19 protein-coding genes are annotated in these 21,667 nt (G+C 50.8%); 17 read left to right on the forward strand and 2 right to left on the reverse strand.

The window, feature by feature from the left end; translation table 11 throughout:
• Positions 1–85: 85 nt before the first annotated feature.
• The 6 genes from cdd to H1A11_RS08430 all read left to right on the forward strand — a co-directional run bounded on the left by cdd (position 86) and on the right by H1A11_RS08430 (position 8,208).
• Entirely contained in the window at positions 86–568 is a 483-nt protein-coding gene (cdd, locus tag H1A11_RS08405; protein WP_005831168.1) for a cytidine deaminase, read from the forward strand.
• A 357-nt stretch (positions 569–925) separates the two neighbouring features.
• Positions 926–2,572, forward strand: coding sequence for an ABC-F family ATP-binding cassette domain-containing protein (locus H1A11_RS08410; RefSeq protein WP_181758013.1), 1,647 nt, complete (start codon positions 926–928; stop codon positions 2,570–2,572).
• 105 nt (positions 2,573–2,677) lie between these two features.
• Positions 2,678–3,217 carry a flavodoxin family protein gene (locus tag H1A11_RS08415; protein ID WP_131225292.1) on the forward strand — a complete coding sequence of 180 codons (540 nt, stop codon included), beginning with the start codon at positions 2,678–2,680 and terminating at the stop codon, positions 3,215–3,217.
• Positions 3,218–3,237: 20 nt separating this feature from the next.
• On the forward strand, positions 3,238–4,734 hold the full coding sequence (locus tag H1A11_RS08420; RefSeq protein WP_118132372.1) for a 4Fe-4S binding protein: 1,497 nt from the start codon (positions 3,238–3,240) through the stop codon (positions 4,732–4,734).
• Positions 4,735–4,782: 48 nt separating this feature from the next.
• Positions 4,783–6,183, forward strand: coding sequence for an aldo/keto reductase (locus H1A11_RS08425; RefSeq protein ID WP_117601253.1), 1,401 nt, complete (start codon positions 4,783–4,785; stop codon positions 6,181–6,183).
• 153 nt (positions 6,184–6,336) lie between these two features.
• The gene (locus tag H1A11_RS08430) at positions 6,337–8,208 is read left to right on the forward strand and encodes a TonB-dependent receptor (RefSeq protein WP_370528739.1); all 1,872 of its coding nucleotides are present in this window, start codon (positions 6,337–6,339) and stop codon (positions 8,206–8,208) included.
• Here H1A11_RS08430 and H1A11_RS08435 read toward each other — a convergent pair.
• Complete coding sequence (locus H1A11_RS08435) at positions 8,205–9,656, reverse strand: hypothetical protein (protein WP_181758087.1); 1,452 nt, start codon at positions 9,654–9,656, stop codon at positions 8,205–8,207. The two genes, H1A11_RS08430 and H1A11_RS08435, sit on opposite strands and share 4 nt — an antisense overlap.
• Positions 9,657–9,678: 22 nt before the next feature.
• Complete coding sequence (locus H1A11_RS08440) at positions 9,679–11,232, reverse strand: AAA family ATPase (RefSeq protein ID WP_181758015.1); 1,554 nt, start codon at positions 11,230–11,232, stop codon at positions 9,679–9,681.
• Between the two features lie 831 nt (positions 11,233–12,063).
• On the opposite strand from H1A11_RS08440, the gene H1A11_RS08445 reads away from it, so the two are divergent.
• From H1A11_RS08445 to H1A11_RS08500, 11 genes are all read left to right on the forward strand, one after another.
• On the forward strand, positions 12,064–12,891 hold the full coding sequence (locus tag H1A11_RS08445; RefSeq protein ID WP_181758016.1) for a DUF4121 family protein: 828 nt from the start codon (positions 12,064–12,066) through the stop codon (positions 12,889–12,891).
• A gap of 20 nt (positions 12,892–12,911) precedes the next feature.
• Positions 12,912–13,850: a hypothetical protein gene (locus H1A11_RS08450; RefSeq protein ID WP_181758017.1), complete on the forward strand. Its 939-nt coding sequence runs from the start codon at positions 12,912–12,914 to the stop codon at positions 13,848–13,850.
• A 79-nt stretch (positions 13,851–13,929) separates the two neighbouring features.
• Positions 13,930–16,932, forward strand: coding sequence for an N-6 DNA methylase (locus H1A11_RS08455; protein WP_181758018.1), 3,003 nt, complete (start codon positions 13,930–13,932; stop codon positions 16,930–16,932).
• Positions 16,933–17,156: 224 nt separating this feature from the next.
• Positions 17,157–17,651 carry a hypothetical protein gene (locus H1A11_RS08465; protein WP_032946923.1) on the forward strand — a complete coding sequence of 165 codons (495 nt, stop codon included), beginning with the start codon at positions 17,157–17,159 and terminating at the stop codon, positions 17,649–17,651.
• Between the two features lie 11 nt (positions 17,652–17,662).
• Positions 17,663–17,977, forward strand: a complete 315-nt coding sequence (locus tag H1A11_RS08470) for a hypothetical protein (RefSeq protein WP_032946859.1) — start codon at positions 17,663–17,665, stop codon at positions 17,975–17,977.
• A gap of 12 nt (positions 17,978–17,989) precedes the next feature.
• The gene (locus H1A11_RS08475; protein ID WP_181758019.1) at positions 17,990–18,277 is read left to right on the forward strand and encodes a hypothetical protein; all 288 of its coding nucleotides are present in this window, start codon (positions 17,990–17,992) and stop codon (positions 18,275–18,277) included.
• An 83-nt stretch (positions 18,278–18,360) separates the two neighbouring features.
• Positions 18,361–19,323, forward strand: a complete 963-nt coding sequence (locus H1A11_RS08480) for a hypothetical protein (protein ID WP_181758020.1) — start codon at positions 18,361–18,363, stop codon at positions 19,321–19,323.
• Between the two features lie 25 nt (positions 19,324–19,348).
• Positions 19,349–19,933, forward strand: coding sequence for a hypothetical protein (locus tag H1A11_RS08485; RefSeq protein WP_181758021.1), 585 nt, complete (start codon positions 19,349–19,351; stop codon positions 19,931–19,933).
• A gap of 11 nt (positions 19,934–19,944) precedes the next feature.
• Positions 19,945–20,268: a hypothetical protein gene (locus H1A11_RS08490; RefSeq protein WP_057325911.1), complete on the forward strand. Its 324-nt coding sequence runs from the start codon at positions 19,945–19,947 to the stop codon at positions 20,266–20,268.
• Entirely contained in the window at positions 20,265–21,338 is a 1,074-nt protein-coding gene (locus tag H1A11_RS08495; RefSeq protein WP_181758022.1) for an LPD29 domain-containing protein, read from the forward strand. Before H1A11_RS08490 ends, H1A11_RS08495 begins: the two co-directional genes overlap by 4 nt.
• Positions 21,335–21,655 (forward strand): hypothetical protein, encoded by a 321-nt coding sequence (locus H1A11_RS08500; protein WP_032946869.1) that lies wholly within the window; start codon positions 21,335–21,337, stop codon positions 21,653–21,655. Before H1A11_RS08495 ends, H1A11_RS08500 begins: the two co-directional genes overlap by 4 nt.
• The last annotated feature ends 12 nt before the right edge of the window (positions 21,656–21,667 follow it).

Consider the following 21,667-nt stretch of genomic DNA (forward strand, 5'->3'; position numbering starts at 1 on the left):
TCTGCACAAAAGTCCGTAAAAGAATTGAAATAACCAATCTCTTTCCTATCTTTGTAACATTAATTACAATATAACCCTTTACCTTATGAAAGAATTAAATATCGAAATCGCCGTCAAGATATACGACTATGAAGAACTGGATGCCGCCGACCGCGAACTGATGGATGCCGCCCGCGAGGCTACCAACCGCAGCTATGCCCCTTACTCCCACTTCTCGGTAGGAGCTGCAGCCAGACTGGCAAACGGTATTGTAGTGACCGGCACCAACCAGGAAAACGCCGCCTACCCTTCCGGGCTGTGTGCAGAACGCACCACCCTATTCTATGCCAACTCCCAACATCCCGACCAGGCGGTAACCACCCTCGCCATTGCCGCACGCAACGAGCACAACGAGTTCCTGGAGTCTCCCATCCCTCCCTGCGGCGCCTGCCGGCAAGTGATGCTCGAAACGGAGAAGCGCTTCAAGCATCCCATGAGGGTGTTGCTATATGGCAAAAAGGGAATCTACGAGCTGAAGAATGTGGGAGAATTACTGCCACTCTCGTTCGATGCTTCGGCCATGAAGTAACAGAACCAATAAAGTATTAACATCGTGTCTGCAGGAAATTAATTTCTTGCAAACACGATATTAACTTCTTGACGACACGATATTAATATCGCAAAAACCTTTGTTATTCAGTGGAAATCATTACCTTTGCACCCACTAACCAATTAATTCCACCGATGAGAATATCCGACTAAAGACAACACATTTCGGTAAACATCACTATCAACATGCTTTTTCAGACTGAACGCTGAGCATCACCTATATAGATGTTTAGCCAATACTGTGTTTGTCTGTACCTCTCCCCTTCGAGAATTTCAATTTCGGGGAATGCTTGCATCTCCCCTATCATTCTTACTTCTAAAAACACAGTAGAAACTTATGAGCTTTATCATTAAAGACCTTAGCTATATCCATACGGATAAAGAAATCTTGTTTTCACACATCCACTTGAGTATCAACTCCGGAGATAAAATAGCCCTGACCGGAAATAACGGTTGCGGCAAGTCTACCCTCATGCGTATTTTGGCAGGAGACTTGTCACCAAGTTCGGGAACGGTGCTACGCCCCGAACATCTGTACTACGTGCCCCAGCACTTCGGACAATACGACCGGCAAACGATAGCACAAGCTTTGGGAATCAGCCACAAGCTGTCCGCCCTACATGCCATCCTGAGCGGTGACGCTGCCGAAGCACATTTCAATACGCTCAACGATGACTGGACCGTGGAAGAGCGCGCCCAAGCCGCCCTCGACAGTTGGGGACTGGGCGGCATCCCGCTTTCCCGCCCGATGGAAGGACTAAGCGGCGGCGAAAAGACCCGCATCTTCCTGGCAGGCATGGAGCTGCACAACCCGACAGCCATCCTGCTGGACGAACCGACCAACCATCTGGACGCGGACGGACGGGAACGTCTGCATAACCTGCTACGACGAACATCGGCCACCGTACTCGTCATCAGCCACGACCGCACGCTACTGAATCTGCTGCCTGCCATCTGCGAACTCTCCTCCCAGGGTTTGACGTATTACAGCGGAAACTACGACTTCTACAAAGAACAAAAGACCCTGCAACAGAACGCCCTTACCCAACAACTGGAAGAGAAACAGAAAGCCCTGCGCCTTGCCCGCAAAGTGGCACGCGAAGTAGAAGAGCGCAAAGCCAAACAGAATGTGCGGGGAGAAAAAGCCTCCATCAAAAAAGGGATTCCCCGCATCCTAATGGGAGGACTGAAAAACAATGCGGAAAACAGTAGTAGCAGACTCAGCAGCATACATGCGGAGAAAGCGGAAAAGCTGCAGACGGAAATGGCAGGTATCAAAAGTTCACTGTCGCAGACGGACAAGCTGAAAACAGACTTCAACGCCTCCCATCTGCATACGGGCAAGATTCTGGTTACGGCAAGGGACGTCAACTTCCATTATCCCAACTATCCCAACCATACAGCCTCCCCCACAGAAACACCCCACACGGAGACGACTGCAAAGAGCCTCTGGGCTTCTCCTCTCACCTTCCAGCTAAGAAGCGGCGACCGCCTCAGCTTGAAAGGAAAAAACGGCAGTGGAAAAACAACCCTGCTGAAACTCATCATGGGCGAATTGCACCCCACCGACGGAGTGATGGAGCGTGCCGGCTTCACCTCCGTCTATCTGGACCAGGAATACTCCCTCGTCCGTAATGAGCGCAGCGTACTCCAACAAGCAGAAGCCTTCAACCACCGCCACCTGCCGGAACATGAAGTGAAAACCATCCTCAACCGCTATCTCTTTCCCCGCGACGTGTGGAACAAGCCGTGCAGCAAACTGAGTGGCGGCGAAAAGATGCGTCTTTCCTTCTGCTGCCTGATGATTGCCGACAACACCCCGGACATGTTCATTTTGGACGAACCCACCAACAATCTGGACATCGAGAGCATAGAAATAATAACGGCAACGATACGCAACTACGCCGGCACCGTAATTGCCATCAGCCACGACCGGGAATTTCTGAAAGACACCGGCATCGAACGGGAGATACTTTTGGAATGAATCAGTAATTTAGGTAACAACAACCGTAATTTGTATACTGCCGTTCTCATAAAACCGGCCTATTTTTGTAGCACGTAATCATTTACTAACTAACGAACAACGAATATGAGCAAAAAAGTATTAATCCTCTCCTCCAGTCCCCGCAGGAATGGAAACTCCGACCTCTTGTGCAACGAATTCATGCGCGGTGCCGCAGAAGCCGGACATCAAGTAGAAAAGATTTTCCTGAAAGACAAGCACATCAACTACTGCACGGGATGCAGCATATGCAGCATGTACGGCAAACCCTGCCCGCAAAAGGACGATGCCGCCGAAGTGGTGGAAAAGATGATTGCCGCCGACGTCATCGTCATGGCAACTCCCGTATACTTCTACACCATGAGCGCGCAGATGAAGACACTGATTGACCGTTGTTGTGCACGCTACCTTGAAATAAAGAACAAGGAGTTCTACTTCATCATCGCCGCCGCCGAAGAAAGTGTCCCCATGATGGAACGTACCATTGATGGTTTCCGTGGCTTCCTCGACTGCCTGGAAGAGCCCAAAGAATGCGGCACCATTTATGGCGTGGGTGCCTGGAAGGTAGGCGAGATAAACGACAAGCCTTCCATGCACGAAGCCTACGAGATGGGGAAAAAAGTATAAAGAACGAATACTAAACATTTATGCTACGTACCATCAGACTGACCCTTGCCGTCATCTTCTTCGCATTCATCACGCTGTTGTTCCTCGACTTCACGGGAACACTGCATGCCTGGTTCGGATGGATGGCGAAAATACAATTCCTGCCGGCCGTGCTGGCACTGAACATCGGTGTAGTACTGTTTCTTGCAGTGCTGACCTTGGTATTCGGACGCATCTACTGCTCCGTCATCTGCCCGTTAGGAGTATTCCAGGATATTGTTTCCTGGCTCTCCGCCAAACGGAAGAAGAACCGTTTCCGCTATTCGCCTGTACTGAAATGGCTACGCTACGGTGTGCTGGGAGTATTCGTACTTGCCATTATCGGCGGACTGAACTCTTTTGTCGTGCTACTGGCCCCTTACAGCTCATACGGGCGCATCGTTTCCAGCCTTTTCTCCCCGCTCTACCAATGGGCAAACAACGGACTGGCCTACCTGGCCGAACGTGCTGACAGCTATGCCTTCTATGAAACGGATGTATGGATGAAGAGTCTCCCTACCCTGCTGATTGCCACGGTCACTCTGGTGGTCCTCATCGTGCTGGCATGGCGAGGCGGACGTACCTATTGTAACACCATCTGTCCGGTAGGTACAGTGCTTGGCTTCCTCTCGAAGTATTCCTTGCTGAAACCGGTAATTGACACAAAGAAGTGCAACAGTTGTGGACTTTGTGCCCGTAACTGCAAGGCATCGTGCATCAACATCAAGGCACACGAAATAGATTACAGCCGTTGCGTGGCATGTATGGACTGTATCAACAAGTGCAGGAAAGGTGCCATCACTTACACACGCCGCAAGCCGGCCTCCGCTGCAGTCTCTCAGGAAACCTCCGTGGCACCGGAGCAGGTAAACGACGCCCGCCGCGCATTTCTCTCTACAACCGCCGTGTTTGCTGCTACGGCAGCCCTCAAGGCACAAGAGAAGAAAGTGGACGGTGGACTGGCTGTCATCGAGGACAAAAAAATCCCCGAGCGCGCCACTCCCATCACTCCTCCGGGCTCACTGAGCGCCCGCCACTTTGCACAACACTGCACAGCCTGCCAGCTCTGCGTATCGGTATGCCCCAACCAAGTGCTCCGTCCTTCTTCGGACTTGACAAAACTGATGCAGCCGGAAATGTCTTACGAACGCGGTTACTGCCGCCCCGAATGCGCCAAGTGTGCGGAGGTGTGTCCTACCGATGCCATCCATCTGACGAACCTCGCCGAGAAATCGGCCATCCAAATCGGTCATGCCGTATGGATTAAGGAGAATTGCATCTGCATTACAGACAAGATGGAATGTGGGAACTGTGCCCGCCATTGTCCGGCCGGTGCCATACAGATGGTTCCTTCAGACCCGGAAGACGAAGCCTCCATCAAGATACCGGTAGTCAACGCCGAACGCTGCACCGGATGCGGAGCATGCGAGAACCTTTGTCCGTCGCGTCCGTTCAGTGCCATTTATGTGGAAGGCCATGTGATGCACAGAACTGTCTAAAGCAGCTTTATCACCCAAATATCCATTTATAATTTCAGTCCTATCACAATGAAAGAAGACAAGAACAAGATAAACCGCCGCGATTTCTTCAAGCTCGCCGGTGCAGGAACGCTTGCCTCGGCAGCAGCCCTGTACGGCTGTTCGGGCAACAAGAACAACGGGGAGAGCGAATCGGCCGCGCTGGGCGAGATACCAACCGACAAGATGACCTACCGTACCAATCCCAACACGGGCGACCGGGTTTCCCTGCTAGGATACGGATGCATGCGATGGCCCACCCGCAAACGCACCGACGGGAATGGAGACGAAATAGACCAGGAAGCCGTGAACGACCTGATAGACTATGCCATTGCCCACGGAGTGAACTATTTCGACACCTCCCCCGCCTATGTGCAAGGTCTGTCGGAGCGCGCCACGGGCATTGCCTTGAAACGCCATCCACGGGAGAAATTCTTCCTTGCCACAAAGCTGTCCAACTTCAGTCCCAGCACGCACAGCCGCGAAGAGTCCCTTGCCATGTATCACCGCTCCTTCCGCGACCTGCAAGTGGACTACATCGACTACCTCCTGCTGCACGGCATCGGCATGGGCGGCATGGAAGCCCTCCGTTCCCGCTATCTGGACAACGGCATGCTGGACTTCCTGCTGAAAGAGCGCGAAGCCGGACGCATCCGCAACCTCGGATTCTCCTATCATGGAGACATCGAAGTCTTCGACTACCTGCTCTCCCGCCACGACGAACTGAAATGGGACTTCGTACAAATCCAGCTGAACTACGTAGACTGGCGGCATGCCAAAGAAGTGAATACCCGCAACACGGACGCCGAATATCTGTACGCCGAACTGGTGAAGCGAAACATCCCGGCCGTCATCATGGAGCCGCTGCTGGGCGGACGCCTATCCCGCCTGAACGACCACTTGATGGCACGTCTGAAACAACGCCGCCCGCAGGAGAGCGTGGCTTCCTGGGCCTTCCGATTTGCAGGTACTTTCCCCGATGTGCTGACCGTACTGAGCGGAATGACGTACATGGAGCATCTGCAAGACAACCTGCGTACCTTCTCCCCGCTTGTTCCATGTACGGAAGAGGAGTTTACCCTGCTGGAAGATACCGCCCAGCGAATGCTGCAATACCCCACCGTGCCGTGCAACGACTGCAAATACTGTATGCCGTGCCCCTATGGGCTGGATATTCCAGCCATCCTGCTGCACTACAACCGCTGCATCAACGAGGGCAACGTGCCGCAGAACAGCCAAGACGAGAATTACCGCGAGGCACGCCGCGCCTTCCTGATAGGCTATGACCGCAGTGTTCCCCGTCTCCGCCAAGCCAACCGCTGCACCGGTTGCGGCCAATGCAACCCGCACTGTCCGCAAGGCATCGACATCCCGGCGAAACTGCAGGAGATAGACCGATTTGTGGAAGCGCTGAAGCAGGAAACCCTTTAACGGACTTACCTTCAACCCTGGTTGTCCATTTTAAGGATTACCAATCATATACAGATTCTTCTTTTTGTATAACTTTGCAAAAAGAACCATAGATAAACGATGAATAAAAAGATTTTAATCGCAATTTTAATAAGTATCGCCCTTCCGGGTAGTATGCTGTCCGCACCTGCCGACAGCCTCCGGCTGAAAAGCTACAAGCTTGATGAAGTCGTGGTGACCGGGACAAGAAATGAAACAGACATCCGCCACCTGCCAATGACCATCTCCGTAGTGGGTCGTCGGCAACTGGAACAGACCTACCAGCCCTCCATCCTGCCTACACTGACCGAGCAGGTGCCCGGACTTTTCACCACAAGTCGCGGCATCATGGGCTACGGCGTATCCACGGGAGCCGCAGGAGGCATGAGCCTGCGCGGTATAGGCGCCGGGGTAAATGCAGCCGGAGGACCTACAACCAGCCTGCTGGTGCTGATAGACGGACACCCGCAATACATGGGCTTGATGGGACATCCCATCGCCGACGCCTACCAGAGCATGATGACCGAACGGGTGGAAGTGCTGCGCGGTCCCGCCTCCGTCCTCTACGGGTCCAATGCAATGGGCGGGGTTATCAACATCGTCACCCGCAAGATGCAGGAGGACGGGGTGAAAACCAATGCGCAGATAGGATACGGTTCCTACAACACCCTGCAGACGGAAGTCTCCAACCGCGTAAGAAAAGGGCGTTTCAGCAGCGTGGTGACCGGCTCGTACAACCGTACCGACGGACACCGTGACGACATGGAGTTTGAGCAGTATGGCGGCTATGCCAAATTGGGATACGACTTCAGCAACACCTGGAAGCTGTGGGGCGACGTGAACATCACCCGCTTCAACGCCTCCAATCCCGGCGAAGCCGACAATCCGTATATAGACAACGACTCGCGCATCACACGCGGCATGACCTCCTTCGCACTGGAAAATCGTTACGACCGCACTTCCGGCGCCGTGAGCTTCTTCTACAACTGGGGCCGGCACAAGATTAATGACGGCTACCACCCCGGAGGAGAGCCCCAGAAGTCGCACTTCAACTCCAAAGACCGGATGCTGGGCATATCGTGGTATCAAAGCGCCACGTTCTTCACCGGCAACCGCCTGACCGTAGGTTTCGATTACCAGCACTTCGGCGGAGAGTCCTGGAACAAGGTTGTCGCCATCGACGAGGCAAAACCCGGACAGCAGATTGGCGACCGTATCCCCGGTGTGGACAAGCAGATGGATGAATTTGCAGGCTATGTGGATTTCAGGCAGGACATCAACAGCTGGCTTTCACTGGACGCCGGTGTCCGCATAGACCACCATTCGCACGTAGGCACGGAATGGATTCCCCAAGGGGGACTGGCTTTCCATCTGCCGCGGCAGGCAGAACTGAAAGCAATGGTGAGCAAAGGATTCCGTAACCCCACCATCCGGGAGATGTACATGTTCCCTCCACAGAACCCCGATTTGAAAGCGGAGAGCCTGATGAACTATGAACTCTCCTTTACGGGGCAGCTTTTGGGAGGGGCCATGTCCTATGGGGTGAACCTCTACTACATCAATGGGGACAACATCATCATGACAGACCCTGCCCTGCGCAAGAACGTCAACTCCGGAGAGATAGAGAACTGGGGCGTGGAAACCAACCTCGGCTACCACATCAACCGCCACTGGCAGATAAACACCAACTACAGCTGGCTGCACATGGAGAATCCGGTACTGGCTGCTCCCGAGCACAAACTTTATGCCGGTGCGGACTTTACGCAAGGACGTTGGGGCCTGTCTACCGGTATACAATACGTGAAGGGGCTTCATACCTCAGTCACCCCGGGCAAGGAGAAGCAGGAAAGCTTCGTACTCTGGAACCTGCGTGCCAACTACCGTCTGTGCAGTTTTGCCGACGTCTTCGTCAAGGGCGAAAACCTGCTGGCACAACGCTATGTAATCAATGCAGGCTTCCCCATGCCGAAAGCCACGGTGATGGGAGGCGTAAATATCAACTTTTAATACTGTCGCGAAGGAGTATACTCCGCCCGATAGATATGGTCGAAGAATGGTGCCCACTCATTGTCCGTGATGCCAATCTGCAGACCGTAGAAGTGTGTACCGGCTTCCCGACAACGGCGAATCTCCTCCATAAAGGCAGGTGAAGAATGAGGAATCTTGAAGTCGCTGACCCAAAGCACATCGGCATTCATATACTCCTTGCCTTCTTTGAGCAGGCGGAACGTGGCTTCCAACATGCGGGTGGCATCTGTATCCCCGCAAGCTGTCTTTGAGAAGAATTCGAGCAGCCTTGCCCGCTCTTTCCTTACGTCAATCGGATGAATGGAGACGGAAAAGGCTATCAGAAAGCAGTTCCGCCGTTGACGGTCGGCTATCTCCAGGAGCTTTATCAGCAGAGAGTGAGCAATCTTCTCCGGCTTGCCAGCCATGCTTCCCGAGGTGTCCAGACAGACAATCATCGGACCTTTGGGACGGGCGGGCTTGGTTTCGATACGCCGGGCAGGCTGCATGATTTCCGATTTATAACGGAAGGTCTGGAGCTTGCGAGTAAGGTATTTGTAGACGAACAAATCTTCCAGTTCACTGTCGGCGGAATGGGCAAGCTCAATGGGAAGCAGAGCATTGAGGTCGTTGCCGGTGCTGATGCCCAGGATGTCACATTTGGAGGAGTGCTCCATTTTGTAGACGTTTCCCTCGGCAACGCGGATTTGCTCACGTCCTTCGTTGTCTGCCATACGCCCCATCTTGTGGGCCACTTTCACTATCTCGGGGCAGGAGCGCTGGATGCGCACGATTTTCCGTATACGCTCAAAGTCGACGGTATTCCACAAGCCGCTCATCATGCCCCAGGTCTGGAAGAATTCGTCCTTATCCACGGGGTTCTGGCGGATGTACTCGGGGATGTCTTTCAGATTGGAACGGAGCCTGCGCTCGAGGACATCTTTGCGGAAAGCAATCTCTTTCTCCTTTTCTTCGTGCATCTTCAGCTGGAAGGCGTCTTCCCAGTCGTCCACCATTTTCTCCCAGACTTCATCGTCCGCATATCCTCCTTCGGTACCGAAGTGGCTGCGATAGAAGCGGGAGTCGAAGCCGTACTCCCGGTATTTGTCGGAAATCTGCTGAAGCAAGGCTTGCCAGCCGTCTTTCCGCTTTGCCATGGACCACTCCAGCACGAGTTTCATCTCATTTCGTTCCGACTGGCTTTTCCGGAGGTTGTACCTCTCCTTCTCCAAATTCAAGTGGATAAACTGAATCATGGTGTCGTAAAAGATACGTGCACAGACCTCATTGCCCAGCACCTGCACCTTGACCATGGAGTCGTTCATCACGGAGAGCAGATAGGCATACAAGGGCTCGGTATCCGTCTCAGCACACTCTCCGGTGGCTACAAAACGGTCCAGTGCCTGCACATAGAAGGCGGTGTCATATCGGGTGGCGGTGGTGTTCATCTTCTTCTTGGTTACTGGAGGATTATTCGTCTCCATATCTCAGTTTGCGCATGTCCACACGCGCCCAGGCTATCTCCTTGCGGACGATGGAGACGTATTGAGCTACGCTCTTTTTATCCTCTTCGGAGACGAAAAGGTTGGCGGACAAATCTCTTACCAGCCGGTCTATGCTGGTGGCGGCGGTATCCAGTTCCGTCTCGTAATCACGGTCGGTGACGGAGAGGTTTCCCAGCCAGAGTTGTTGCTCCTCGCCCCGTTGCAGACGCCGCATGGGGAAGCACACACCGTTGATGTAGAGATGCTTGTCGTCGCGGTAGAGGGTGACGCGTTCGGTGCCTTCCTCTTTCACGGCGCCGGTGTCGGCAAAGGCACGGATGATTGTACGCTTGGGATTGAGGGGGTCGGCATACATTATACCCAAGGTGGGGGCATCTTTGGTGCTATACTCCTTCAGATTTTTGTAGTCCACGATAAAGATGTAGGTGTTGCCCGTACCATGTTTCTCCACCTGGTAGTAGAAGTGGTCCGTTATCTGCAGGTCATCGTCCCTACGGTCGCCGGCAAGGCGGGCTTTGTCGAGGGCTTCGCGCACACGGCTGACTTTCAAATCGGATTTCAGCGAGGAGGCGATACCGGCAATCTGTTTTGTGTGGGACACGAATAAGGCACGGATAACAATGTCACGGATGGCAACGCTCTCATCAGGCTCACTCCATAGGCAGTGGTAGACGGGAAGCAAGTCGGTCATGGAGACTTCCGTGCGGCCGTGGACGAAGGCGGAGGTCTTGAGCAGCTTCACGATGTTCTTCCAGCGGCGATCGCTGACATAGACATTGCGACGCAGGTCGGAGTCTTGCATCTCTACGCTTGTCAGTCCGTGGCGAATGGCTGTGATGCAGGAAAGAACATCGAGAGGCAAGGTTACGCGGCGTATCTCTGCTTGCCATTCGGCATACTCGCGGTCGGAGATTTGCCATTCGCAGGCAGTCGTTTCCGGATGGTCAGCAGAATCGTCCAGCAGCATTTTGTAGAAAGACTCTTCCTGCTTGACGCAGGTGCAGAGAATGCGGATGAGGAAGCGGTCCCATAGGGCTTCCAGTCCCTCGCCTTGGGCAGGCAGTTCGTTGCTGGCAGCTACGAGCAGTTTGAGGGGGAGATGCAGTTCCTTGTCGCCGTTGCGGAAAAGTTTCTCGTTGATGACGGTCAGCAGAGTGTTCTGTATGGCAGGGCCTGCTTTCCATATTTCATCCAGAAACACGACGTCGGCTGTGGGCAGATAGCCGTCGATGGCACGTTCGTACTTATCGGATTCTTTCAGCCGGCTGATGCTGACGGGACCGAATATCTCGTCGGGTGTAGAGAATCGGGACATCAAGTATTCGAAGGCACGGGCATCTATAAAAGCAGACTTTAGCCGCCTGGCTACCATTGACTTGGCTACTCCCGGAGGCCCCAGGAGCAGGATGCTCTCACCTGCCAGGGCTGCCAGCAGGGAGAGGTTTATTTCGGTTTCTTTTTCGTATACTCCCCGGTTCATTTCGGAAAGGAGGAGGCGGATGCGTTGGATCATTTCCACAATATGATTTATTTATAGTCAGTACTCATGTATAAAGAAAATTGTGTAAAGATACCAAATAGTAGCGAAATCAGAGAGATTCTTATTAAGATTCACTATTTTTGGAAAACAAATACACACACAGACACGCACACACACGTTGTGATCTGCTTTCATTTTAGTATCTTTGACCCATTGGAAACAGCGATAGGAATATACGTGAAATTGAAACAATAGTTGTGATTTGCTTTCATTTTAGTATCTTTGAACCATTGGAAACAGCTTTCGACAGATAAGCAAACGGTTGAGAATCGTTGTGATTTGCTTTCATTTTAGTATCTTTGAACCATTGGAAACAGCGTTTAACATTTTGTTTTTATTCTCGTTTTGTTGTGATTTGCTTTCATTTTAGTATATTTGTTGTAATAAAGTATTTTCCCTTTGAATATCAACAGATTGAATAAAACTCGCACGAGAACGGGCAACGGATAAGAAAAAGCTGGACTGTGTAGAACTGCCATATTTCTCATGCTTTCAAATAACTCTTTAATTCGATTACAAAGATAACATTTCTATTTTAAAGGACATAATAAATGACTTCAATCTTATCGGATAAGATTGAAAAAAATAAATATTCAGTAGCCGAGTCCCCATAACCACAGGCAAAGGTAACTCGTGTTCTACTCGTCCAAGCAAGGCCAAGCCCTTCGGGTTCGTGGAAAAAATCATCCTCGCCCGAAGGGCTTGCGGTATTTTTTCCCGAAGCCTTGCATGTACGGAACACGACCTTTTAAAGCCTGTAGTTATGGGAACTCCGGCCCCGAAATGCCGGACTAACAAATATTGATTGTTATGTTACAACAGATGGCAAAAGACAAGTACAGTATCGAAACACTCAGAGAATTGAATGTTTCATACGACCGTGAACATTGGCTTACGCAGGATGATGTGGATATGGCCAACAATTACGTGCAACTCATCGAACGGACACGCTCGGAAATCACACCGCAAGTCGGTGACAGAGTGGTATATGTCACCGAGTATGGAGATTATTACGGACATGCCCTAATCGATCACATTCACAGGGATGAAGAACGCCTGTCCGTATGCGAACGGCCCTATGTGCCTTTTGTATTGAAGGAGGACGGAAGCATCCGTCTGAGTGTCAGCGGTGGAGCATTTCACCGTGTAAACCCGAAGGACATGAAATTCCTGAAATGGACGGAAGGTGCTTTCAAGGATTGGGGAAGCTGTGGAGCATGTGCCAACGGTTCGGTCACATTTCTTGCCAGAGTGCCGCTATGGTTCTATGCCGAACCAAATCCAACGTATGGCAATTACACTACCGAGACCTACCGGAAGTTTTACCTGAATAAAAGAATGGATACGGAAGAAGGCAACCTTTATCAAAGCTTCGATATCGCTTTCCGGGATGAAACCGATTTCAGACAGTTCCTGGAAGACTATGAAGGAACGGTGTTCAAGGGAAACTGGGCAAATCAAATTGTGGTATGGTGCTTCCGTCATGAAAACCGTTTTATCACGCAAGACGAATGGAATAGAATTGATGAACCGGCTGTTGAACGGAGACTCAATTTCTATCCTGAACAAGTCAAGATAGTCAAGGACATGGAACAGCACATCACGTACTTCTACCGGATCAAGCCGCAAAATTTCTAACATCTTAAATTACAACCGATATGCAGACAACAACATCAATCAAGGCCGGTAACGCTCCCGACCTGCTTTCCGGCATCCTGAGCGTACAAGTAAGAAACGAGGAAAAGATTACCGAACAGGACAGGCTCTATTGCCAGTCACAGCAGGATCTTCTGTACAAGACACTCAACCAGATAGAAAAGTGGTACGCCATCTTCAAGGAGGATGCGGAACAGTACCGGAAAGAAAGACGGTTCAAGTACGAGGACAACGGCAAAGTCTCCATCCGCGACTTTTATTTCCACAACGGGCAGGATGATTATTCGCACAATGAGTTCAAACCGTTCAATCTCATTAACGACCTTGTGGACAAGAGCCACAATGCCAATGCGAACTTTGCCAACCGCATCATTTCCTATTTCAACAAGACCTACAATGTGGATGTCCCTGTCCCGAAAATTGACGGACAGACATTGCCTATGGGATTCAGACCGGTCTACCAGACCTATGTGGATTCTGTCATCGAACATCTGGGCGGAAAGAGTTTCCGGGAAACTGCCGAGGAGGAACTGCTGGCCCGTTTCCTGAAAACGGTACGACCCTCCCGTTGGAGCAAGGTCAAACCCGAGCTGAAAAAAGACAAGATAACATTTCCTGATATCGTATATTGGGACAGCATCCATCTGGAATATCATGGTGAATACGAATTCTCATACGACTGTAGAAACAAGGTGAACATCTTCTGTGAAGGTATAGCCTACGGTTCGGATAACCTGATAAACGGCTCAACCGGAACAGTTATCGGACTTGATGAGCGGAACGTGGACATCACACAGTGGTACAGTCTCACCACGGACAATGCCCGGCAAATCAAATTCTACAAGAACGGACGCATCGACATACGGTTCAAGGACAGTCCAGCTGCCGAAAACTGTTACAGACGGCTCCGTCTGGACGAAATCACGCTCAATGAAGATTGATTCATGAAAAGTTTAATCCTGCACCCCGTAAGGCTTCCTTGCGGGGTGTTTCCGTTTTTAACCATCAAAAAGTAAAAGCATGTATGCCATCATACCCCAACAGATTCCCCGGGACAAGCGTGCCGAGGTGAACGAGAAAATCCTTTTCGCCATCGATTCCGGCAAGGACCTCATTCCGAAGGAGAGCATCTACAACTGCTACACAGGTATCGGAGGACTGCACAATTTCAAGCAGGCAGATTTTTCCAGCTATCACAGATATGCGGAAGCCAAGAAAGAATTCGAAATGGGCCAGTTTTTCACCCCTCATGAGCTATGCCGGAGCATGGTGGAGGTCCTTTCCCCGACCTCTTCGGAAATGGTGCTTGATATGTGTTGTGGAATGGGCAACTTCTTCAACCACCTGCCGAACCTGCATAACACCTACGGCTTTGACATAGACGGCAGGGCTGTAACCGTTGCGAGACACCTCTATCCGGAAGCCCATATCGAAAAATGCGACATACAGCAGTACCGCCCGGAACAACGTTTTGACGTAATCATCGGCAACCCGCCATTCAACCTGAAATTTGACTGTAAACTTTCACAGGAATATTATATGGATAAAGCATACGACGTGCTCAATCCGGCAGGATTCCTGATGGTCATCGTACCCGTGTCATTCATGCAGAGTGAATTTTGGGAGAAGACACGTGTTGCCAATATCAACAGCTGTTTTTCCTTTGTCGGCCAGACCAAACTGAATCCGGATGCTTTCGATTCCATGGGAGTACATAACTTCAGCACGAAAGTCATGGTATTCCTGCGCAGGTCACGCCACATCGAAATGCAACCCTACAATGCGGACGAGTTCATTCCGATGGAAAAGTTGAAAGACCGCGTCAGGAAGACAAGGGCGATGAAGCAGAGAATCCGGATTGACCTCATGCGGGAAACCAACCGGATAGACCGCGAGGAACTGGAAGCGTTCGAATACAGGCTCTCCAAGTATATGTATGAGCTGAAAGCCCATGCCGTACTGAACAGGCACATTGAGAAGGCAGAGGCACTTGTATCCAAGTTCCGCAACCAAAAACCACCGGAAAATGCCACGAACCAGCAGGTCAAGGAGTGGGAACGTAAAAAACTGACCACAGGCAAGGTACTCGGAATCATCCGCAAGTACATTACTTCCCAGCATTCAGTACCCCGCAAGGAAGTGGCACTGGTGAAGACCTCCTACGGTTTCAAACTCAAACCATACGCACCCCGTCTGCTTGACAAAGTCACACACAAGGCTGCAAGCATCAACGATCTCATTCTCGGAAGGGCTGAACTTCCGGTACCGGAAACCGTAACGGAAAGTAACAGGCTTCAGATCCGTGCGGCGGAGAAACTGATACGCCGGAAACAGAAACAGTATGAGATGCAGAACCTCCGGTTTGCGGATATGGAAGAAGACGTCAATCTGAAGGAATATCTGGACCGGAGCACATTCATCAACAAGGACGGCGAGGCATGTGAATTCACAGCCCTGCAAAAGCATGACCTGAACCTTGTACTTCAAAAACGTTATGCCCTGCTGAACTGGCAGCAGGGATCGGGCAAAACCGCGGCTGTCTATTACCGGGCCAGATTCCTGCTCAAATTCCGAAAAGTAAGGAATGCCATCATCCTTGCACCGGCCATTGCCACCAACATGACCTGGATTCCGTTCCTGTCGGTAAACAGGGAACGGTTCCGTGTCATCCGGGCAGAGAGCGACCTTACAAACGTACCCGAAGGCATGTTCCTCGTCGTTTCAACCTCCATGCTCGGCAAACTGAGAAGAGGTCTGGTGCGCTACGTGAAACAAACTTCCCGGAAACTGTGTCTTGTTTTCGACGAGTCGGACGAAATCACGAATCCGACTTCACAGCGCACAAGAAACATCCTGTGCATATTCAGAAGGCTCAAGTATAAGATTCTTGACACCGGAACGACCACGCGCAACAACATAGCGGAACTGTACAGCCAGTTCGAGCTGCTTTACAACAATTCGGTGAACATGGTGTGCTGGAGCCCGCAGGTCTATCACGAAAACAAGGAACGTGAGATAGAGGAAGAGAACAATACGGATTACGGGACTCCATTCCCGGCCTTCAGGGGGCACGTCCTCTTCCGTGCCTGCCACTGTCCCGGAAAAGCCACCGTATTCGGCATCGAGAAGCAGAACCAGGATGTCTATAACAAGGAGGAATTGTCGGAACTTATCGGCAAGACGGTCATCACACGCAAGTTCAGGGATTTCGCAGGAGAAAAATACAAGATACAGACCCATACCGTCAGTCCGTCGGATGGAGAGCGTGAGGTTTACCGTGTCATCATCGAGGAATTCTGCCGTATCTGTGAGCTGTATTACAACAGTACGGGTGATGCGAAGAAGGATGCCGGACTCCGGCTCATGCGGCAGATCAAACTGCTCATCAAGGCCTGTTCTGTTCCACACCTGATAGAGGGTTACTCCGGTGACGGGATTCCGAACAAGACAAAGTACATAGAGAAACTGGTGCGGAAGATACCCGGGAAAGTGGCTGTCGGCTGTACATCGATAGCCGCATTTGACCTTTACGAGAACCATCTCCGCAAATGCTTTCCCGACCGCCCGGTATTCGTGGTCAAGGGAGACGTGGCATTCAAAAGGAGGCAAAACATCGTAACGGAATTTGATTCCACCATCAACGGCATACTGATATGCACACAGCAAAGCCTGAGCAGCTCGGTGAACATACCTGCCTGCAATCAGGTGATACTGGAATCCCTGCAATGGAACATTCCCCGCATGGAACAGTTCTACTTCCGGTTCATCCGCCTCGATTCCAAAGAAATGAAGGACGTTCATTATGTCACCTATGAGGACTCGGTCGAACAGAACCTGATGGCACTGGTACTGACCAAGGAACGGCTGAACGAGTTTATCAAGACAGGAGAAGTCAAGGAACAGTCCGAGATATTCGAGGAGTTCGACATTACGATGTCCGTCATCGACAGCCTGCTTGTCCGCACGCAGGACCGTGAAGGCAAAATACACATCAGCTGGGGAAGCCAGCGAATAGCAAACTGAATATGAACCGTATGAAAAGAACCGGGAGTTCCATTCCCACCGACAAAGGTAGTCCGTGTCCTCCTTGGCCGTGCAAGGTCATGCCGCAAGCGGTTTTCGGGAAAATCATCCTCGCCAAGGCTGCGGTATTTTCCCGAAAAACCCTGCACAGCCGGGACACGGCACCTTCTCGAAGTCGGTGGAATGGAATCCCCGGCATTCGCATACATAATAATGAAAAGGATATGAATCTAAACAATGCAGAGATTGCCGTGACAACACAGCATCTCATTGACATAAAGAATTACAGGGACTACTGGCTGCACATGTCTGACTACAGTGACATGGGCGAATTCCTGTGTGCCTGCTCAGACCTGTTCCCCGGAGAGGAAGAACCGCAATACCGGTATCCCAAATGGGAGAATATCCCTGACATACTGGTCAGTCGTGAATGGCTCTGCCCAAACTTCTTCGAAATCAGGGATGCCCTTGAAAGGCTCGAAGAGGAAGAAACCGAATTCTTCATGGACTGGAGCAGGAATTACGGCTATGACATCAGTACGGATGATCCGCACATGATTGTCTCGCACTATCATGATCTGTACGGAGATGCCGTTGCCGAGAAGGAAGAGGACACTGCTGACTTGGCAGAAGATACGCTGATATATACAGGCATATCAAGCAGCTATTGCGACATGCTTCCCTTCCGTTACGAGATATTTGATGATAATTACAATTAAATGGAAAAAATATGGAAATCAACTTTAAAGGACCTGTCATGCCCATTGACCCGTACTCACAGCTGGCATTCGTCGAGATTCTGAACATCATACTGACGGCAGGACATATCGTGGATGTAAACCGTTTCCTCATCAGAAGGAACGTCAACCCCCGGTTCGGCTCCCTGTCAGGTTATTTCAGGTGGTCGTTCGCCGAAGACCGCTTTACGCTCTGGCAACGTACGGACTACAACTCCACGATGTGTTTCAGCCACAGGATACTGGACTTGCCCTTCGGTGTCCTGGCCGCAAAAGACAACGGGAAAGAAACGGAATTCTTAAACTGAAAGGAGGACAACATGGAAACGATATTCAGAATACCCAACAGGGAAATCGCAATGGCTGCATTCGAGAGCCTACGCCATGAGGGAAAGAAGGATGCGGCGCTGAAACTGGCCGGTGCTCTGCTCAAGCACACGTACATCCCGCTCGGTATAGGTGATACAGATTGGGAAATAGATACGGCACTGCGCAAGTACGGAGGTGAGCCTGTAACGGGATATGGGTATACGGCATATTTCCATTTCAGCGGAGAAACAGAAATGGAAAAAGAGAAATACGAAAAATTCATGAAAGAAAACGGATAGCAAGGGAGCGGCCGCAAGGTCGCTCTCTGCATTTATAACCACATGTACGGGAAACAGAATCCTGCCGTACACAGGTAACGAAAATGAAAGAACAGAAAAGACTGACAATGGAACTCGTCAAGTCCCTCATGGACGAATCCTACACACTGGTGTGGACGGACTACAATGACAACCTTGACAATCATCTCGACCTGATTCATGAATGCCTTGCAAGTAAAAGCCAAGAAAAATTGTGGGAAAAAGCAGATGAATGGTACAGAGATAGCGAATGGGAAGCAGTTCGTGAAATCATCACAAGACTGAAGACGGAATGTACCGCATGCTTCCATGTTGATGAAAAGACGGTGGAAGCTTTCTTTGAAGAGCACGAAGATGAAATACGCGATGAGATATACGGTCGCAACGATTCGGATGTCCTTGCGGAGCTGATAAAGAATACGGATGACATCCCTGTCCGTGTGGAAATGCTTTCCAATTATGACTGCATCAACTCCGACTGGTTTGAGTCACAGGGCGGCTACCGGTATGAAGAAAGCTACTTCGGGGATATGGTAGACGCGCTGAACCTTAATCCGGCAAGTGTGAAGAAGCTCCTGACGGAGCATGGCTGCAAGGTTTACGGATATTTTCCGAACCGCAAAGGAAGGAACGGCAAGGAACAGGTATCCTATGAACAATTCTACCAAGAACTCATCAACTCCTGTTGCGGTGCCAACCTGTTGACCTATATCGGCAGGGTAAATCTGAAAGAACTGTACGAATCCGGATTCTCACCGGGTGAAGTTGTCATTCCCAAAGGCAACTGCTGCGGGCTTTTCAGTTCCGCTTACGGCGGTGGCAGCCTGCTTGAAATGGAGCTGAAACAGGATGTCAGGTTGAAATTGGAAATCAACGGCTACCATGGTTTCCGTCTCCGTTTGGACGAGGAACGGAACAAGTATGACTATTCCATCGGACATGTGTATGGAGTGGACGATTCTTTCTTCGGTGAGAGGATAAGCCTTGTCACTTCGGACGGGAAGAAGGAACAGCAATCAAACATATAATATCAACAACCAAATTATAGGAATTATGGCAAAATACAAAGTAAGAGTAAGATACACCTTCGTGGGCACTTACACGGTAGCGGCAGGAAGCTGCGAAGAAGCAAAAAGAGTGGTAGAGGAAGACTGCGGTCTGGTATTGGGCGGCAATATCCACACGACATGTAATGAGGAAGAGGTGACGGACTGGAACTTTGGCATCCATCCCGAATCGCTGATACTCTCGATCAAGGAAACAGGCAGGAAAGCCCGGGTGAAATACACCGCAATGGATTTCAGCGACCGGATTGAGGAACTGCGCAATGACATCATTGAAGCGATACGGCAGTTGCTTCAGGCGTACTCACTGACGGAACTGGCCTTTACGGACACGGAAGATGATCCGGTATGGATAGTCTGGTTCGGGAAAAACGGAGACCCGTATGAATGCCGGGTCACGGGTGTCCGGATAACGGCAAGCAGCCTGACCGTCATTGCCGAAGAGAAAGAAAGCGGTGACGAAGTGGAATGCTACGGACCGTTTGAACTCGGTGCAAGCAACATCGACTGGCTCCATGAAATATACGAAGCCGCGAAATTGGAATTGGAAACACCCCGTCATGTCAAATCTTAAAAGAGCAGGATATGTATTTACAGGCAGAAAACGCAGTCTCCAGTTTCTTCTTCTATATGTGGAACGCCTGGAGTGAGGAAGAATGCAAAGCCGTCTATGGCAACATGTATCCGCATTTTTGGGAAAAATGGTGCGTGGCGACGGACAAGGGCACATTCGGTGCAGCGGAACGGTTCTATCTGGAACTCTCGGAAGACAGCCGCAGGCTTCTGGTAGAGCGGGCCGTCTCGATATATGACGGACGACGCTTCAGAAACAGGAACAGGAATTCGACCTCGACCACAAGGAATATATCATCAACCGCCTCGCAGGGGCATAACAGACAACAGCCATGACCTATTTTCAAAACATACATTCGCTGGCGGACCTGAAGAAAGAATACCGCCGGCTGGCATTGCAGCATCACCCGGACAAGGGTGGTGACACTGCAATCATGCAATGGGTGAATACCGAGTTTGGAAGGCTCTTCGACATTTGGAAAGACAAACCGGATATATCTGCGACTTCAACCGGATATGAATATGACCATTCGGGAGCCACGGCAAAGGAGTACACTGAATATGTGTATAACGAATACCGCTGGAAAGGCCGTAATTACAAGGGACAGCACGCACCGGAGATTGTGGAACCGGTACGTGCATGTCTCAAGGAAACCTATCCGGGATACAGGTTCTCGGTCAGGCGCGAGAATTACCACTCCATCCACATCCGGCTGATGAAAGCGGATTTCGAGGCGTTCACCAAAGAATCCGGAAAAGTCCAGGGAGATGTCAACCACTACAACATTTCGTCCGACAAGACCCTGACAGACCGGGCCAAAGAGGTTATGCAGAATATCTGCGATTTCGTCATGTCGTACAACTTCGATGACAGCGACCCGATGACCGACTATTTCCACACCAACTTCTACCTCACGTTAGGGATAGGCAGTTACAGACAGCCGTACAAAGTGGAACTGCCCGGGCTCAAGAGCCAAGACAAACCGCAAGCGTTCAAGCATCCGGAAGGTCCGGCACACAAGGCCCTGCGGCAGGCATTGGGCAAAGCACGCTTTGACTTCATAACCAGCCTCAGGTTTTCCGGAAAACTGATTCTCGGAGAGGATGCCTACGGCTCAACGGGAGAACACTATTTCTGGCCGAAGCAGTATTCCAGTGCCAGAAATGCACAAAAACGGATGGACAAACTCTCGGAAGCCGGCATACGGTGCCGACTGACGGGGTATAATGGAGGCTATATCGAGTTCCTTGGCTATATGCCTGAAACGGAAAACCTTTTAGAACAGGAACGAGAGGAATACAGCCGGGCATACCGGGCATGGGCATCAGAGCAAAGTATACCCCAAAGGATGAAAGCGATAAAATACATGAATCATTCAAATCAAATCCAACTGCAACAACCATGAAAAAGAAGGAAATCATACAAGAACTGAAACGCTACGGCTACAGCCGTGTGAACATTGACACGGACAGAAGGACCTCAAAAACATTCTATACCTATCGTGGAGGTATTCACATCAACGGTACGGAAAATCTGTCATTCCACATCGTACCGCCACCGGAAAGTTTCGGACTGGGACGGTTTGCCATATGCGCTACACGGAACGGAGAAAGCTCACAGCTGGGAACAGACCATGCTCCATTCTTTTTCCAGCGGCTGTTCTCCTTTATAAAAGGTGAGAGAACGGAGCATGAGATGGTAGATGAAATATGCAATAACTGACTAATTAAACGA

It is taken from the genome of Bacteroides sp. CACC 737 (assembly GCF_013874375.1).
GTDB lineage: Bacteria > Bacteroidota > Bacteroidia > Bacteroidales > Bacteroidaceae > Bacteroides > Bacteroides uniformis.